The organism is Paraburkholderia sp. SARCC-3016 (assembly GCF_031119615.1).
Lineage (GTDB): Bacteria > Pseudomonadota > Gammaproteobacteria > Burkholderiales > Burkholderiaceae > Paraburkholderia.
In genome coordinates this window covers 94,861-112,231 of sequence record NZ_JAVHZD010000006.1, presented here as the reverse complement: position 1 = coordinate 112,231, position 17,371 = coordinate 94,861, and the positions used below count along the sequence as shown (strand labels likewise).

Sequence of the window (17,371 nt, the reverse complement as noted above, 5' to 3'; positions counted from 1 at the left end):
AGCACATCTGTGAAATTTACTTAGTTCAACCGGAGAAAAGAATGACGATCGTAGCCGATCAATTCGTCGACGTCCTGCTGGCCGCAGGCGTCAAGCGTGTCTATGGCATCGTCGGCGACAGCCTGAACGGGCTCACCGACGTGATCCGCAAAACGGAAGGCATCGAATGGATTCACGTGCGCCACGAGGAAGTCGCCGCGTTCGCGGCCGGGGCCGAAGCGCATCTGACCGGCAGTCTCGCCGTCTGCGCGGGCAGTTGCGGGCCAGGCAACCTCCATCTGATCAACGGGCTGTTCGATTGCCATCGCAACCGTGTGCCGGTGCTGGCGATCGCCGCGCATATTCCGTCGCGCGAGATCGGCAGCGGCTACTTTCAGGAAACCCATCCGCAGACACTCTTCAAGGAATGCAGCCACTACTGCGAGCTCGTCTCGGTACCGGGACAGATGCCGCGCACGGTCGAAATCGCGATTCGCGAAGCGATCGGCAAGCGCGGCGTGTCGGTCATCGTGATTCCGGGCGACGTCGCACTGCAGGAAGCGGTCGAGGCGCCACCGATCTCGTCTGCGGGGCTGATCCCACCACGCGCCGTCCTCACGCCCGCGCAGGACGAGATCGACGCGCTCGCCGATCTGCTCGACGCGAACGAGCGCATCACGATGCTGTGCGGGTCCGGTTGCGCGGGCGCCCATGACGAAGTGATCGCGCTCGCGGAAACGCTGAAATCGCCGATCGTGCACTCGCTGCGCGGCAAGGAGCACGTCGAGGCCGACAATCCGTACGACGTCGGCATGACCGGTTTGATCGGCTTTTCGTCGGGCTACTATGCGATGCGCGATTGCGATCTGCTGCTGATGGTCGGCACCGACTTCCCGTATATGCAGTTCTATCCGTCGAAGTACGAGGCGAAGATCGTGCAGATCGATCACGAACCCGGCAATCTCGGGCGCCGCGCGACGCTCGACCTCGGCATCGTCGGCGACGTGAAGGCAACGCTCGCCGCCTTGCTGCCGAAGCTCACGAAGAGGACCAACACCGCGCATCTCGAGAAAGCACAGCAGCACTACAAAAAGGCGCGCGCCGAACTCGACGCGCTCGCGCAGGAAAGCACGCGCGCATCGCTGATCCACCCGCAGCAGATCGCCAAGGCGTTGAGCGACCAGGCGAGCGACGACGCGGTCTTCACCTGCGACGTCGGCCTGCCGACCGTGTGGGGCGCACGCTACGTCGCGATGACCGGCAAGCGGCGCCTGCTTGGCTCGTTTTGGCATGGATCGATGGCCAATGCGATGGCGCAGGCGATCGGCGCGCAGTACGCATTTCCGGGCCGCCAGGTGATCTCGATGTCGGGCGACGGCGGCTTCGCGATGCTGATGGGCGACTTCCTGAGTCTCGTGCAACTGGGCCTGCCGGTGAAGGTTTGCGTATTCAACAACAGCGCACTCGGCTTTATCGAACTCGAGCAGAAATCCACTTCGTTCATTCCGTACGGCACGGGCCTCAAGAATCCTGATTTCGCGGCGATGGCCGAATCGATCGGCATCAAGGGTATCCGCCTCGAAAAGCCGTCCGAGGTCGAAGCGGGCATCGCGGCTGCGTTGAAGCACGACGGACCGGTGCTCATCGATGCCGTCGTCAATCGCCAGGAGCTGGCGATCCCGCCCGCGATCAATCTGGAGATGGCGAAGGGATTCTCGCTCTATATGCTGAGGGCCATTCTGAACGGCAAGACCGATGAAGTGATCGACCTCGCGCAAACCAATCTCTGGAGATAGCGCGCGCGGTGCGAACACGGCCGGACACGCGTGACGTTGCATCGCACCGGCGATCCATTGCCGAAGGGCGCACCGGGGTAGTGTGCGCCGGTGCACAACAGGATGCCGCATAATAGCGACGCCCTTCTGCCGATCCGGCAACGCACGCAGCGCCGCCTTTACCGACAAACGCCTTGCACGCGCCTCGCGCGTGCAAGGCCGCGGATTCTTGCATGTCGGTTGGTTGCAGGCAGCGCGATTTCGCGAGGTAAAACATGGTTCCTCAATCCGCGTATTCGTATTCCCCTGCGATCACCGGACTTCGCCGCTACGCCGTCGCACTGCTCCTGACCGCCTGCGCGGCGGTGCTCGCGTGGACCACGAAAGCGCATGTATCGTGCTTCCTGCTCGCGCTGATCATGAGTTCGCTGTATGGCGGCCGCGCCGCGGGGCTCGTCACGCTCGCGACGTCGCTCGTCGCGTTCATGCTGCTGATCGGAACGCCGCCCGCGCATGGGCTGTCGATCCATGAAATGCCGCGACTGATCGTCTTCGTGATCGTATCGTTGATCATCAACGATCTGATCACCTCGAAACGTCAGACGCAAACCACGCTGCGCGAACAGGCGTTGCGCAATGCGATCGACGGCATTCCCTGCATGGTGGCAGTCAGCGATGCTGAAGGTTGCCTGCAGTATGCGAACCGGCAGTTGCTCGACTTCGTCGGCAAGCATGGGAGCGAGCTCGCCAACGGCGGCTGCATGAAGCTGCTGCATCCGGACGACGCGCCGCGCGTGATCGCCGAGCGGCGCCGCTGTGAAGCAGCGGGCGTGGCGCTGACCACAACCTACCGGCTGCGCCGCCACGACGGCGAATATCGCTGGATCGAGACGCGCATGCAGCCGTTGCGCGATGCCAAAGACCATATCGTGCGCTGGTACGGCGTGCACGTCGACGTGCACGACAGCATGACGACGGCCAATGCGTTGCGCGATACGCAGGCGCAATTGTCTCGCGCATCGCAGGCCGCCACCGTCGCCGAACTGTCCGCCTCGATCGCGCACGAGGTCAATCAGCCGATCGCGGCAATGGTGACCAACGGCCATGCGTGTCTGAACTGGTTGCGTGCGAAGGAGCCGAATCTCGAACACGCGATCGGCGCGGCCGAGCGCATCGTGCACGACGGCACCACCGCCGCGGAAGTGATCCGTCGCATTCGCGCTTTATTCCGGCAGGCGCCGCCCGTGATCGCCGCGTTCGATATCAACGCGGCGATCGGCGAAGTGCTCGAATTGAAGCAAGGCGAACTGCGGCAGCATGACATCGCGGTCGAACTCGATCTCGACGCGTCGCTGCCGATGCTCGACGCGGACCGCCTGCAGATCCGGCAGACACTTTTCAATCTCGTCGACAACGCGCTCGATGCGCTGTTGCAAGTCATTGCGGAGCGCAGGCTGCTATTCATCCGCACGGCACGCAAAGTGCGCGACGGCGGCGATTATCTGCTGATCGAAGTTCGCGACCACGGCCCGGGCTTTCCGGACGCGAACCGCATTTTCCAGCCGTTTTTCACGACGAAGCAGAATGGCATGGGCATGGGCCTCGCCATCTGCCAATCGATCGTCGACGCGCACGGCGGCCGCTTGTGGGCTTCGAATCACGAAGGACCCGGCGCGACGCTGCATATGCGGCTGCCGCTTGCGCGCGTGCCGCACCACACGACGCTCGTCACGCCAAACGTACCGATTGCACCAATTGCAACAATCGAGTCGATCGAATCGATCGCGCTGATTCCGGCCCCGCAGATTCACGGCTCGGCCAGATAGCCGCCGTTTTGAGGCGTCGCATTTTCATCCGCGCCGGGCAGCACGAACTCGAACGTCGCGCCGCGCGTCGAATTGGCTTCGACGCTCAAGGTCCCGCCGTGCGCTTCGACGATCGAACGGCAAATCGACAGGCCCATGCCCATGCCACCTGCCTTTGTCGTATAGAACGGTTCGAAGAGCTGGCCGATCGCGTCGGCGCCGATGCCCGGGCCCGTATCGGACACCGCCACGCGCGTGGCCTGTGCGTGATCGGCCGACGTCGCGATCAGCAACTCGCGCGGGCCGTCGCTCACGCCGCTCATCGCTTCGATTGCATTGATCATCAGGTTCAGCATCACCTGCTGCAACTGCACGCGGTCGCCGACGATCGGCGGCAGCGCATCGGTCAGGCGCGCTTCGACTATCACATGATGTTTGACGGCTTCGCCGCGCGTCAGCGCAATCACCTCGCGAATCGCTTCGTTGATCGCCACGCGCTCCGTGCGCGCGGGCGCTTTCTTCACGAGCGCGCGAATGCGCCCGATCACGTCGTTGGCGCGCGAGCCGTCGCTGACAATACGTTCGAGCGCCTCCCGGACCTCGTTCAGATCGGGCGTGCGCGCGCCGAGCCAGCGCAGCGCAGCGTGCGCATTCGTCATGGCCGCCGCGATCGGCTGCCTGATTTCGTGCGTGATCGAAGCGGTCAGCTGACCCATCGTCGCGACGCGGTTCGCGTGGGCCAGTTCGACTTCCATCTCGCGGTAACGCCGCTCGCTTTCGCGTGCGTCGAATTCGGCGCGCTTGCGCTCGGTCAGATCGACGATAAACGCAACGCCCTGATCGCGCGCCTCGCCGAATGTCGCCGCGCCCACCAGCACGGCGACGCGGCTGCCGTCCACGCGCAGAAATTCCTTTTCGTACGGCGGCACGGAACCATGCACCTTGATGTCGGCGACCGCGCGCGCATCGCGCCCGCGCCCGCTTGCGGGCGTCAGACTGGTCCAGTGCAGGCGCCCCGACGCGAGGTCCATGCGATCGTAACCGAGCAGACGCAGAAACGCGTCATTCGCTTCGTGAATGCGCCCTTCGAAATCCCAGATAAACACGCCGACGATATTCGCGTCGACAAGGCGTCGGATTCGCGCTTCGCGCTCGGCGAGCTCGCGATAGAGGCGCGCGTTCTCGAGCGAGATCGCGGCCTGTGAAGCGAGCAGCTTGAGCACCGCGATGCGGCTCGCCGTAAATACATTGGGTGCGAGATTGTTCTCGAGATACAGCACCGCGACGAGCTTGCCCTGGTTGACGAGCGGCATGCAGGCAATGGAGCGGACCGATGCGGGGACAGAGGCACGCGCACCTGCGCGCGCGATATACGGATCGCCCGAAAAATCGTGCTGCGTCGAGGCGTCGTCGAGTATCACGCATTCTTTCGCGCGCATCGCATAGTGGACCACCGATTCCGGCAGCAGATCCGGGCTCAACACCTGCTTCCCGAGGTTGACGCTAAGCGCGTCGCCGCTTGTCGACGCCTGCGCCACGATGCATGGCGCGGCCTCGGTCGGCACGATCAGCAGGCCGCGCTCGGCACCGGCATGCGCAATGGCGCTTTGCATGATCATATGGATCAGATTGTCGGGCACGATCTCGCTCGATACGGCCTGCGAAACCTTGATCACGGTGGCGAGATCGAGATGCTCGACCGGCGTCTCGATCGTGCCGGCTGCGCGCGGGCGTGGCTCCGGCGTCGCGAGGTGAGGATGGAAATCGTCGAGTTGCCGCACTTTTCCATTCGCGCCCCAGCGCAGATACGCGTAGCGCGCGTTCTTCAGGTACAGATGCGCAAATTCCGTGAGCCCGCGCACCGCATAGAAGCGCGACGCCGTTTCGTAGGCGACGGCCTCGTTATGAATGAATGCGTTTTCGCGCGACGAACGGATCGCGAGTTCGTAGAACTGTTCGGCGTCCGCCACGCGGCCTTCAATCCGTGCGAGTTCGGCGGCGACCAGCGCCGCGCGGTTGCTGAAATTCTGCGGGCAATTCGCCGCCCATATTTCGAGCTGCCGATGGTGCGCGATGATCGCCGCCACGTAATCGTTCCGGACTTCAGCATCCCCGACGTCGGCCTCCTTGACACCAGCGACTTGCGTGCCCGGCGATGCCGCGCCGCACAGCGCTGCGTGCGCGAGCGCGCTATAGAAGTGGTATTCAGCCGTTTCCAGGAACGACGGCGATGTCCACAGTAACGCACGCGCCTTGACCGATGCGTCGACGGCCGCCGCGAAGTCGCCCGCGAAGTACCGTGCCTGCATCTTGCGAATCCAGTACCAGCACTCCGCGATCGCCAGCGACGGATCGCTCGACAGGCGGCTTTCGAACTGCGCTTCGCTCAGATACCCGTCGTCGAGCAAGCCGAATTTGAGCGTCGAGCCGCGCAGCGTGCGCGTCAACGCACACTGCGCGGCGATGATATCGACCACCAGCCCGAAGTGGGTTTTCTGCGCAAACGCGAGTCCGCGTTCGGCCTCGCGTTGCACCTCGTCGAGCGGATCGCCCGCCACCAGCAGGTTCGTATTCAGGTTGTTGCAGCTGTAACCGGCAAAAGTAACATCGCCGGTTTTGACCGCGATATCGAACGCGCGGCGAATCAGATCTCGTCCGGTGCGCACGTGCTGGGCCCAAGGCGTCACGAGGCTCCCGAAATTCATGTAGACCTTCGCCTGCGACTGTTTCAACCCGCGCTGTTCGACGAGTTCGTAACCGAGACGCGCAAACCGGAAGCCCGCGTGATAGTCGCCGAAATGCGGCCCGGCTGTCATGCCGAAGTCCACATAAACGGCCGGCGACGTTCCACAGTTGCCGTATTCGAGCGACAGGTTCACGGCGCGGCATACGGCCATCGAAAACAGATTCGCGTCGCTGAAGATGGCAGCCGGCGTCAGGTTGTTGAGCACGCCGATGGTCGCAAGCGAATTCGGATCGGTCATCAACGGCAGATCGATCAGCGATTCGATCGTACGTTCGCCGAGCTGCGGCGCAACGCGCGCATATTCGCTGCGCGCTTCCGCGTCCGACGGATGCGGCGACCAGTCGATGCCGATACGCCGCAAATAGTCGAGACCGACGGCGACCCCCTCATCGGAACGGTCGAGCGTGACATAGAGGTCGATCGCGAGGCAGGCGAGTCTCGCATGTTCGGCGATGCCGTGCGCGAGAGGAAAGAGCTTGACCAGCCGCGCTTGCGCGGCCCCCGGGTCGCCGCTCAGGAACTCGCATTCGGCGCGGTGCACTTCGAGCGATAACGCGAGCGCGTGCTGGGTCTGCCAGCAATCGTCGGCAAGCGCTTCCATGCCCGCTTTCAGATAATCGAGCGCCGATGCGTAGGCAGCCGAGGCCTGAGCGCGCCTGCCCGCCATCAGATTCAGTTCGGCGAGGCGATCGAGTTCAGTCCGCTCGTCGATCAGCGCGACACCGCGGTTGAGCTGGTTGACGATTTCGAAAACCGCGTCCTCGAGCTTTGCGGGCGGCGTCCGTGCGGCCAGCAGCCGGCCGATGCGCAAGTGTGTTTCTGCGCGCTGCGCGTACGGAATCAGCGAATAGGCCGCTTCCTGCACGCGGTCGTGCACGAAGCGGTATGCGCGTTCCTGATAAAGCACGAATTCCTCGCGGATCGCGTCCCACAGGTCCGCATGGACCTGCGCTTCGGGTTTCTCGAACACGAGCGCAAGCGTGCCGGCGTCGGCCTGATGCCCGATTGCAGCGAGGCGCTGCAAGGCCGTGCGCGTCGCTTCGGATAGCCGCGCGAGTTTCATGACCATCAGATCGACGACGTTATCGGTGTAGCCCTTCGCGCGAATGCGCTCGACGTCCCATGCCCATATCGCCGGGCCATGGTCGAAAGCGAGCAATCGTTCGCTCGCGAGCGCGGTCAGAAACTGCAGCGCAAAAAACGGATTGCCGCCGGTCTTCTCGTGCACGATACGCGCGAGCGGATCCGCGCGCTCCGGTGCGCAACGCAACGCATCGGCAACAAGTGTTCGCAGATCGCCGATCGACAGCGGCCGCAGCGCGATCTGCCCGACCGCGCCATGCAGGCGGCGAATCGCGTCGAGCTTGCGCATCAGCGGATGGTTGCGATCGACCTCGTTGTCGCGGTAAGCGCCGATCAGCAGCAGATGGTGCAGATCGGGATCGACGAGCAGGCTTTCGAGCACATCGAGCGTTCCCGAGTCGAGCCATTGCAGATCGTCGAGAAATAGCACGAGCGGATGCCCGGCACGCGCAAAGACTCCGATGAAACGCTTGAGCACGAGCTGGAAGCGGCGCTGCGCGTCCTGCAACGGCAAGTCGGCGATCGGCGGCGGCTCGCCGATGAGCAGCTTGAGTTCGGGCACGAGATTGACGATCAGCGAGCCGTTCGGGCCCAGCGCGTCGCGCAGCCGCTCGCGCAGGTCTTCGAGTTCGGCGTCGCGCTTGCCGAGAAATGGCCTGAGCAACCCCTGGAACGCCTGGGCGATCGTCCCGTACGGAATGTCGCGCTTGTACTGGTCAAACTTACCGGCCGCAAACAGGCCGCGCGGCGGCACGAGCACCTTCTGCAGTTCGCCGACCACCGCCGATTTGCCGATGCCCGAATAGCCCGTCACCAGAACCAGCTCGGGCCGTCCGCCGGCCATGACCCGCTCGAAGGCCGCGAGCAGCGTCTCGACCTCGCGTGCGCGGCCATACAGTTTCTCCGGGATCAGCAGGCGGTCGGGCGTGTCGTGCTCGGCAAGTGGGAAGGGTTCGATAAGCGGTTCGATAAGCGGCTCCCTGTGGGACTCGATCTGAGACTCGATGCGGGGATCGATATGGTCGCGCGCCTCCAGACGATGCAGGCACGTATCGAGGTCATGCTCGAGCGCGGCCGCGGTCTGGTAGCGGTCTTCGGCGGCCTTCGCGAGCAGCTTCATCACGATGTCGGATAGCACGGCCGGTACGGCCGGCACGCGCTGGTTCGGCGGGACCGGCTTGCGCGCGATATGGCTGTGCACCCAGTCCATCGGGTCTTGCGCGGAGAACGGCAGCACGCCCGTCAGCAACTGGTACAACGTGACGCCGAACGAATAGAGATCGCTGCGCGAATCGACCGAGCGGTTCATCCGGCCCGTCTGTTCGGGCGCCATGAAAGCGAGCGTGCCGGCAATCGATTCGGGCGGACACGGCGTCTGGCGCTCGCGCGCGAGAAACGTCGCGATGCCGAGGCCCGTCAATCGCACGGCGCCGCTCGCCTGATTGATCAGGATATTGGACGGCGTGATGTCCTTATGAATGACGCCCGCCGCATGCAGCCTGCCGAGCGCTCGTGCGACATCGATCGCAGTCCGCAAAAAACGGTGCAAGGTCATCGGGAGGGGTTCGCGCGCGATCGGCTCGCCGCCGTCGTCTTCGAGCACGAGGACGAGGCGGCCCTGTTCACGTAATAATTCCAGCGGCCGCGCGATCGGCGCACCGGCAAGTTTTTCCGCCAGCGCGAATTCGTGCTCGAGGCGGCTCAACGCGGCGGGCGTGGGCTGCTCTGCCACCGGGCGCACGGTCAACACCGATTCTCGGCTGCCATCGGGCCGCATACGCCATTGCCTGGACATCACGCGCTCGCCATCGTCCCATAGCACTTCCGACGATGAGGCGCCTGATGCCGCTCCGAACGCGCCTGATGGATCGAGCGACCGGTTCACTCCGGGGCCTCCATGGTGAAGGGAATTGCCTTCCCTCGAAGAAAGGCTCCAGCATATCAGCAGAAATCGGCTCCCCGTGCAGGGCCTCGACGATTATCAGGGTAACTAATTGCGCCTCGAAGCGCGTTGCACACCACGTTGCGGCCGGCTCGCGGCCGATCTGTCACATCGTCGCAATGTGGCGCCCCTATCGTACGGTTTTCGCTGCCAGGGTGGACCGATGGCCGATCAGACGAGCCACGTGTCGCAGGAAGGAGCAACACGGATCATTATCGCGAGTACGGCATTGAACGCGGTATTGGCGACCGTGCAGGCAGCCGCTGGTTTCTCCGCGCATTCGTCCGGTCTGATCGCCGACGCATTGCACGCGACGACCGATATCGGCGTCGATCTGATTCTGCTTGCCGCATGCTGGTTCGCTCAGCGCGGCAGGTTGGCGCGCCCGCGCAAGCTTTCCGGATTCGTGCAGAATGCCGTGCCGGCCGTGGTCGGCGCGATGCTGGTGATCGCGGGCATCGAAATCGCGCTTCATGCGCAAGGCCGGCCGCCGCTCGCCGGAGCCGCCGCGATCGTCGCATCGGGCATCGCCGCGTTTTCCGTCGTGAGCCGCGGCCTGTTGTATCGCGCGCTCTCGCTAAGGGCGCGGCGCCTCGCTTCGCCCGTGCTGTCGGCGGCGGCGTGGCATGTCGGGGCCGACGCGCTGTCATCGCTCGTGGCCACCGCCGGCATTGCGACCGCGTCGCTGGGCTTCGCGGGTCTCGACGCGATCGCGGCCGCGCTGATCGGCCTTGTGATCGCATGCGGCGGCGTGCGGCTGATCGTGCCGCCGGTTACCGGTTTGCTGCGCCGTCTATCGAAAACCGTCGCGATCGGCGTGGCGGCGAAGAAGAGCGGCTAATGCGGCGGCTGACTGCGGCGGCTGACTGCGGTGCCGTCGACATGTCCATTCGGCGCAAGCGCTGCAACGGCCCGCATGCGTCCGTGCGCGTACGTTGCGTGCCCAACCATCGGTCAATCGAGCCGCGCCTTGGTGCGCCACCGGTTCGGCGTATCGCCGACCATCCGCCTGAACACGGTCGTGAAATGCGCCTGGCTGCGAAACCCGCAATCGAGCGCCACGTCGAGCAGCGTTTTCTCGGAGCGCTGCAGCAGGCGCTGCGCGTGTTCGACGCGCCTTCTCAGCAGATACGTATGCGGCGTATAGCCGGTCGAGCAGCGGAATTGCGCGGCGAAATGCATGCGCGTCAGGCCGACGCTTGCCGCGATATCGCCAAGCCGGACCGGCTCCGCGAGATGCGCATCGATAAAGTCGAAGGCGCGGCGCAGCCGCCATTGCGGCAGCGGCGTCGCGCGCGTGATCGCGGGCAGCGTACGTCGCGTGAAGTGCCGCTCGAGCAGACGGGCGACGATCGCAATGCAGATGCTGTCGACGTACAGCGACGCGAACGTCGCATCGGCATACTGAATTTCCGCGAGCGCGCGGCCTAATCGTTCGAGCGACGTATCGCGCGTGATCTGCGACGCGCCAATCGCTAGTTCACCCGCATGCGGACGGCCGAACGCTTCTTCGTAATGCAGTTCGAGCACCTGTTGCGGAATGAACAGATGAATCGCGTCGCTGGCGGCCCGAAAAACGACCTCGGCGCTTTCGCCGGGACCGGTCACCTGCATCGCCCCCGCCGCGAGCTGCCCGTCGAACACGAGCGAGCCGGAGCGGAAATGCACGGCGGTCGGTTTGAGCACGATGCCGACCGTGTGCTGAGCGGTGCCGCTTCGGCTCGTGTGTTCGACACCGTCGACTTCATGCCGCGTCCAGCGCGACGCGATCACGAGATCGCGGTGCGCATCGGCGGCCTCGATGAGGCCATGCATGCCGCCGGGATCGACCATTGCGCCCGCATCGGGCGCGTACTGGTACGGCGGCGGCACGCGCCAATGGTCTTCCAGTGCGACCAGCACGCGCCGCGTCGCAGGCGCGTCCAGCCTCTGCGGCCCATTCGCGCCGTTCTGCTGCACGCAGCATGCGGGCATTTGCCCGCCGGCACCGATGCCGTTCTTCTCGAAGTTCATGTTGGGCTCCGTTACCACGTACGAAGCCGCGCGAACCGGGGACGCGGCGTGCACCGCGTCTGCCCGTACGAGCGGCAGCCGCGCGACGTTAGGCACAGGCTTCGATGCTAGTCGACATGACGCAATGCGCAAAGCATGTCATTTTGTCAGACACGCGCAAGGCATATGAAAATCATCGCGAACGGCAGGTGCACAAAGGGATGACGGCTGCATCGAGCCAGATGCGAATACACTGCGCCGCGCTCGTGCGGTTTTCAACGAATACAAAATAAACACACCCGCGCGCATGCCCTATGCGGCACGCCGACACAATCGATTACAAAACAGTTTGGCATTGTCCGGGAGCAGCAGGAATAAGCGCACGCGTTACTGCGTTTTTGCTTTGCGTTTTTGCTTTGCGTTTTTGCTTTGCGTTTTTGCTTTGCGTCTTTCCTCTTATGTCTTTTCGCTCGTGCTTTTTCCCGCCTGATTCAATTGCTCTGTTTATTACATCGCCATGCATCTAACCGAAACCGCCGCCGCTACACGTTCCGCCGCCGTCTCCTCGTCATGGTCGCGGCTCGCGATCTTCTTTCATTGGGCTACCGCGCTCGCCGTGGCAATCGGCCTGCTTGCGATCGAGATACGCGGGCCTAAAGGTACGGGCAGCCGTGTGTTCTGGACCGGCATCCACATGTGGGCGGGCACGCTCGTGCTGTGCCTGTCGGTGCTGCGCGTGTTATGGATGCTATGGCATGGCACGCCACGCGAGTTGCCGGCGAGCCGCGTGCAGCGGTTCGTCGCGCGGCTCGTGCATCTTGCGCTTTACCTGCTTGTATTCGCGCAGCCGTTGTTGGGTATCGCGATGGTCAACACGAGCGGCAGCGCCGTTCAACTGGCAGGGACCGGTTTGCGCATTCAACTGTTCGCGAACGATCCGGTTGCGCACCGGTTTCTACACGACGCGCACTTTCTGATCGGCAACGCGGCCTTCTGGCTCATCGGCCTGCATGCGCTTGCGGCGATCGTGCATCACACGGTTTTCAGGGACGCGACGCTTATCCGCATGCTGAAGGTTGCCAAAGACACCTGACGTCGCCGCGCCTGTGCGTGATGCGGACCGGCGCATCACGCGGCATCCTGTTCCCAGATCTCGTAACCGGTTACACGGCGAATCAACCCGTCTGCGATATGAAAGGTGTTGAGACGCCGCACGCGCGCGTGCGCGCCGACCGGCAGCGGACCTTTGTCGAAAGCATCTCCGATCATCGTAAAGCTCACGCACGAATCGACGAATACGCGCTCGGGCGTCGCAAACTGCTCGATTAGCGCGAAGCGCAAATCGCGCACGTTGCGAAAGAACTTCTGATAGTTCGCGCCGATTGCGGCGAGCCCGTCGTAGCTGACATTGCGCAACGGCGCTTCCCACACCGCATCGAATGCGCAAAGGCGCAGGCACTGCTCGAGCCGTTGCGCACTCTCCTCCTGCAAATACACACAGACCAGGTCCAGTGCGTACTCGCATCGCTCTTCATAACTTTCGGTCGACGAACGGCGCGACAGAATCGCGTCCACGCTGTCGGCACGGCTCGCACTGCCGGCGCAACGCGTCTGCAGATCGTTCATGTTGTTTGTCCTCTGCTTCTCTGAATATGCCATTTCGCCTCGTGCCGATGAGGCCTGTCCCGCCGACGTCGAACCAGTGAGGTTCGAACGAGGAGGGTTCGAACAAGGGAGGCTCGAACGGGCCCCGGCGCGCAGCTTGACTGCCCGCTCGTACTGCAATGTGCCTCCGCTACCGAAAACACGCGAAGCGAGAGCCGTATTCCAGAACCGGCGCAGCACGTGCCGCGCCGCGTGCGTCGCGACGCGCGCCGCGCGAGCGCGCACCGGCCGGGTGCATCGCGATGAATAGTCATGACCAGCGGTATCGGCGAATCCCTAGCATGTATCCGCAACGTCCATGCAGCGAGGCACGTCGCGGCGCCCGTTGCGACGAGCGTCGTCGTGCAAACCATCCGGCTTGCGTCCCGTCCGATCGAACAAAGGCAATTCGAACAAAACATGGCCCACTATCACCAGAACACGTCCGTTGCGCCTCGTCGCAGCTTTATCGCCGACATGGCCCGGCTGGCCGCCGCCGGCGTCGTGAGCGGATGGACGCCCATTTATCAGATCGCCGCGCATGCCCAGGGCGCGGGCACGACGCCGCCCGGCTTTCCCGCAGGCATCGCGCTGTACCGTCAGGCATTTCAGAACTGGAGCGGCGAGATCGCGGCCGCGAATGTGTGGACCGCGGCGCCCGCGACGCCCGACGACGTCGTCACGATCGTCAACTGGGCGCGCGTCAGCGGCTACCGCGTACGCCCGCGCGGCCATATGCACAACTGGTCGCCGCTGACGCTCGAAGCTGGCGGCGCCGCGCAAGTCGTGCTGCTCGACATGACGAAGTCGCTGACGAAGGTATGGGTCGACGCATCGTCGCGGCCCGCGCGCGTCACGGCGCAAACCGGCGTATCGCTCGAAACGCTGCTCGCGAAGCTCGAGACTCATGGCCTCGGTGTGACGGCGTGTCCGGCGCCCGGCGACATCACGCTGGGCGGCGCGCTCGCAATCGGCGCGCACGGCACGGCCATTCCGGCCGCGCGTGAAACGCTACTGCCCGGCCATACGTACGGCTCGCTCAGCAACCTGATTCTCTCGCTGACCGCCGTCGTGTTCGACGCCGGCAAGCAGCAGTACGTGCTGCGAACGTTTGTGCGCAACGATCCGGAAATCGGCGCGTTTCTCGTCCATATCGGCCGCGCATTGATCGTCGAAGCCACGCTCGAAGCCGGCGCAAACGAGCGGCTGCGCTGCCGCAGCTTCGTCGATATTCCCGCGTCGGAACTGTTTGCGTCAGGCGGCTCGCGCGGCCGCACGGTCGCGTCGTTTCTCGATCAGTCGGGCCGCGTGGAAGCGATCTGGTTTCCGTTCACCACGTGCCCGTGGCTCAAGGTCTGGACCGTGCAACCGGTAAAACCGCTTTTCTCCCGCACGGTGAACCAGCCGTTCAACTACCCGTTCTCCGATTCGATTCCGCAGCCGCTATCGGAGCTTGTGAAGCGCATCGTCACACGCGGCGAATGCAATCTGACGCCGCTTTTCGGGCAGACCCAGATGTCGATCGTCACCGCGGGCCTTGCGCTGACCTTCGCCTCCGATATCTGGGGCTGGTCGCGCAACGTGCTGCAGTACATCCGGCCGTCGACGTTGCGGGTGACCGCGAACGGCTACGCGGTGCTGGCGCGGCGCGGCGACGTGCAGCGTGTGATCGCCGAATTCGTGCAGTTCTATCAGAACCGCGTCGACGTCTATCGCGCACGCGGCGAGTATCCGATGAACGGGCCCGTCGAGATCCGCGTGACGGGCCTCGACCAGCCGGCCGATGCGGGCGGCGGCGCGGCCATGCCGCTGCTCTCGCCGCTTCGGCCTCGGGTCGACCGTCCGGACTGGAACATTGCGGTCTACTTCGACATCCTGACGATGCCGGGCACGCCCGCCGCGAATCGCTTCTACCGCGAGATCGAGCAATGGATGATGTCGAACTACGCGGGTGCTTATGCGACGGTGCGGCCCGAGTGGTCGAAAGGCTGGGCGTATACCGAGGGCGCTGCATGGCAGGACATGGCGCTGATCGGTTCGGCGATTCCCGCTTCGTTCAGCGACGGACAGCCGGCCGGCGGCAAGTGGGATGACGCGCGCGCGGTGCTGAACCGGTACGACCCCCAGCGGATTTTTTCTTCGCCTCTGCTCGAACGGCTGTTGCCGTGACGGCGGTGCGACCGATATGCGCGCTGCGCGAACGCGCTCGCTCCATGCGGATTGTTGGCGGCCGTGCGCGCCAACCCTACCCGGCCAGACGGGACATCTGGTGCATTCAACGACAAGGAGGCCTTCGTGCTCTCTGGTGTATCAGGCAATCGGGCTTACGGTAACGACGCCGCCTACGGCGACGACGCTTCGTCCAACGGACCGATGATCAATATGATCAACAAAGGAAACGACATCCTGAACACGCCGGCCCTCGCGTCGGTGGGACAGACGCTGAACCTGCTCGGTCCGGTGGGAAAGCTGGTTCACGTCATACCCGATTTTTTCATCGGCCAACTCGGGTCGAAACTCGGCGAAGGCATCGCGCACATGCTCGGCGAAAAAGGCCAGGTCAAGACGCACTTCGAAAAGGAATGGCTCGGGCGCGACGGCGGGTTGAAGAACGGGGAGTCGCCCGACAAGGATCGCACGGCCCGTGGGACCGGCCTGGGGTGCGGCGCCGACCATCGGAGCACGTGCAACCCCTCGCACAGAACGGATTCCGCGCTGCCGGGCCTGAACAGCCGGCACACGAGGATCACGATGAAAACGATCGAGGTCACGGACGGCAGCGCAATCTGAAATTGCGCCGGCCCGTACGACGGCGCCGGCCGACACCCGGCCAGACGGGTCATCTGGCATCCACACTGATAAGGACACCACATATGTGTATTCAAGCGATAGCGAAAGCACTCACGGGCGACGTCGGCGGCGCGGTCAAGGCTGAGGCCAACGCATGGGGCCTTGGCGGAGCGAGCGCAAGCAGCAGTTTCTGCGGCACCGGAAGCGCATCCGCTCATGGATGCGGATCGTACCGCGAGAGTCACGGTTCGCACGGATGCGGCAGCGGATTGAGATCGCATTGGGACGGGCACAACGGCGGCCACAGCCGCAGCGACGGCTCGTTCGAGAAGACCACCACGCAAACACACGTCGGCCCCGACGGCAGCATCACGCGAAAGACTACGCAGATCAGCCATTCGGGCACATCGGGCGGGGACTACCGCCGTTCCGGCTACGACGCGTCGGGCTATGACCACTTCGGCGCCAACCGTAGCGAGCGCGCCTATCAGGCCGGTTACAACGAAGGAAGGTTCGGCGGCGGCTTCGAAAGCAGCGGCGCGCGCGACCTTGGCAATCAGCAGCACGTCAGCATGCAATGGCGTTCCGATCCGGCCGGCGGTTACACCGCGTCCGGAGTATCGGCAGGGTCCGCTTCGTTCGCGATGGCACAGGCATCGATCGCGCCGACCGGGCTGCTGGGCGGACTTCTGAACCTGTTCGGCGGCGGCAACCCCCAGGCAGCATGAGCAGCGCGCGATGCGCATAGGCCGGTCTCGCGCATTGCCCATCCGCACTGATCCGGCGCACGCGGCCGCCGCCCGCGCCCGCGGCCGTGTGCCTTTCCCGCCACGCCATGTACGCCGGCCCACGCGGCGGGCGGGCTGTCCATGCTACGATGCCACGAACCGTATCGAGCATCGACCCGACATGGCAACCCTATACACGAAGCTTGGCGTAGCGGAAGACGCGAGCGCCGCCGAAATCAAACGTGCCTATCGCAAGGCCGCGATGAAGTGGCATCCGGACCGCAATGCCGGCAATGAAGAAGCCGCGCGCGCAACCTTCCTCGACATCAAGGATGCGTACGAGATCCTCTCCGATCCGGACAAGCGCAAGGTCTACGACTCGGTCTACGCCACTGAGATGCACCGCTGGGAAACACAGCAGCAACGCCGTCATGAACAGCAGCGGCAGCATCGCGAGCATCAGCATCGGCAGCACGCTCAACAGCAACAGCAGCAGCGCGACCGTGAGAAGTCCGAACGGGCGCGGCGCGAGCGCGCCGAGCAGGTCGCGGCCGAAGCGAAATATCAGGAGCGCGTGAGCTTTGCGATGCGCTTTGCGGAGCAGGGCCATAACCGCGATGTGCTGTTCGGCGTGCTGCTCGGCCGCGACTGTCCGCCCGAGATCGCGGCGCGCATTGCCGATAGCGTCTCGGCGCTGCAGCAGGCGCGGGTCGGCGCGGCGCGCGCCGCTGCCGCGACGCGCAAGAGAAGACCCGCACCACGCGCATACAGCGCGGCCACGAGCACCGCGCCGCGCGCGGCAGGCGGCAAGGCGGACGCGCACGGCAAAAAGCCGTCAGGCTTCTTCGATTCGCTGTGGCATAGCTTCTTTGGCGTGCGCTCGTAAG

Annotated in this window: 11 protein-coding genes; 8 read left to right on the top strand and 3 right to left on the bottom strand. The window is 64.3% G+C overall.

Annotated features, from left to right (window positions below):
* The first annotated feature begins 41 nt into the window (after nucleotides 1-41).
* Nucleotides 42-1,775 (top strand): ubiquinone-dependent pyruvate dehydrogenase, encoded by a 1,734-nt coding sequence (gene poxB, locus QYH69_RS08225; protein WP_308831395.1) that lies wholly within the window; start codon nucleotides 42-44, stop codon nucleotides 1,773-1,775.
* A 254-nt stretch (nucleotides 1,776-2,029) separates the two neighbouring features.
* Complete coding sequence (locus QYH69_RS08220; protein WP_308831394.1) at nucleotides 2,030-3,580, top strand: ATP-binding protein; 1,551 nt, start codon at nucleotides 2,030-2,032, stop codon at nucleotides 3,578-3,580.
* Here QYH69_RS08220 and QYH69_RS08215 read toward each other — a convergent pair.
* Nucleotides 3,562-9,273, bottom strand: a complete 5,712-nt coding sequence (locus QYH69_RS08215; RefSeq protein ID WP_308831393.1) for an AAA family ATPase — start codon at nucleotides 9,271-9,273, stop codon at nucleotides 3,562-3,564. The genes QYH69_RS08220 and QYH69_RS08215 overlap by 19 nt on opposite strands.
* A 220-nt stretch (nucleotides 9,274-9,493) precedes the next feature.
* Here QYH69_RS08215 and QYH69_RS08210 point away from each other — a divergent pair, with 220 nt between their 5' ends.
* Entirely contained in the window at nucleotides 9,494-10,171 is a 678-nt protein-coding gene (locus QYH69_RS08210; protein ID WP_308831392.1) for a cation transporter, read from the top strand.
* 113 nt (nucleotides 10,172-10,284) lie between these two features.
* On the opposite strand, the gene QYH69_RS08205 is transcribed toward QYH69_RS08210, so the two are convergent.
* The gene (locus QYH69_RS08205; RefSeq protein WP_308831391.1) at nucleotides 10,285-11,343 is read right to left on the bottom strand and encodes an AraC family transcriptional regulator; all 1,059 of its coding nucleotides are present in this window, start codon (nucleotides 11,341-11,343) and stop codon (nucleotides 10,285-10,287) included.
* A 496-nt stretch (nucleotides 11,344-11,839) separates the two neighbouring features.
* Here QYH69_RS08205 and QYH69_RS08200 point away from each other — a divergent pair, with 496 nt between their 5' ends.
* Entirely contained in the window at nucleotides 11,840-12,415 is a 576-nt protein-coding gene (locus tag QYH69_RS08200; protein ID WP_308831390.1) for a cytochrome b, read from the top strand.
* A 35-nt stretch (nucleotides 12,416-12,450) separates the two neighbouring features.
* Here QYH69_RS08200 and QYH69_RS08195 read toward each other — a convergent pair whose 3' ends face one another.
* Entirely contained in the window at nucleotides 12,451-12,948 is a 498-nt protein-coding gene (locus tag QYH69_RS08195; protein ID WP_308831389.1) for a nuclear transport factor 2 family protein, read from the bottom strand.
* A gap of 438 nt (nucleotides 12,949-13,386) precedes the next feature.
* Between QYH69_RS08195 and QYH69_RS08190 the strand changes: the two genes are divergently transcribed.
* The 4 genes from QYH69_RS08190 (at nucleotide 13,387) to QYH69_RS08175 (ending at nucleotide 17,370) form a co-directional block, all read left to right on the top strand.
* Entirely contained in the window at nucleotides 13,387-15,135 is a 1,749-nt protein-coding gene (locus QYH69_RS08190; RefSeq protein WP_308831388.1) for a cholesterol oxidase substrate-binding domain-containing protein, read from the top strand.
* A 63-nt stretch (nucleotides 15,136-15,198) separates the two neighbouring features.
* Entirely contained in the window at nucleotides 15,199-15,756 is a 558-nt protein-coding gene (locus QYH69_RS08185; RefSeq protein WP_308831387.1) for a hypothetical protein, read from the top strand.
* A gap of 83 nt (nucleotides 15,757-15,839) precedes the next feature.
* Entirely contained in the window at nucleotides 15,840-16,484 is a 645-nt protein-coding gene (locus QYH69_RS08180; protein ID WP_308831386.1) for a hypothetical protein, read from the top strand.
* Nucleotides 16,485-16,665: 181 nt separating this feature from the next.
* Entirely contained in the window at nucleotides 16,666-17,370 is a 705-nt protein-coding gene (locus QYH69_RS08175; RefSeq protein WP_308831385.1) for a DnaJ domain-containing protein, read from the top strand.
* The last annotated feature ends 1 nt before the right edge of the window (nucleotide 17,371 follow it).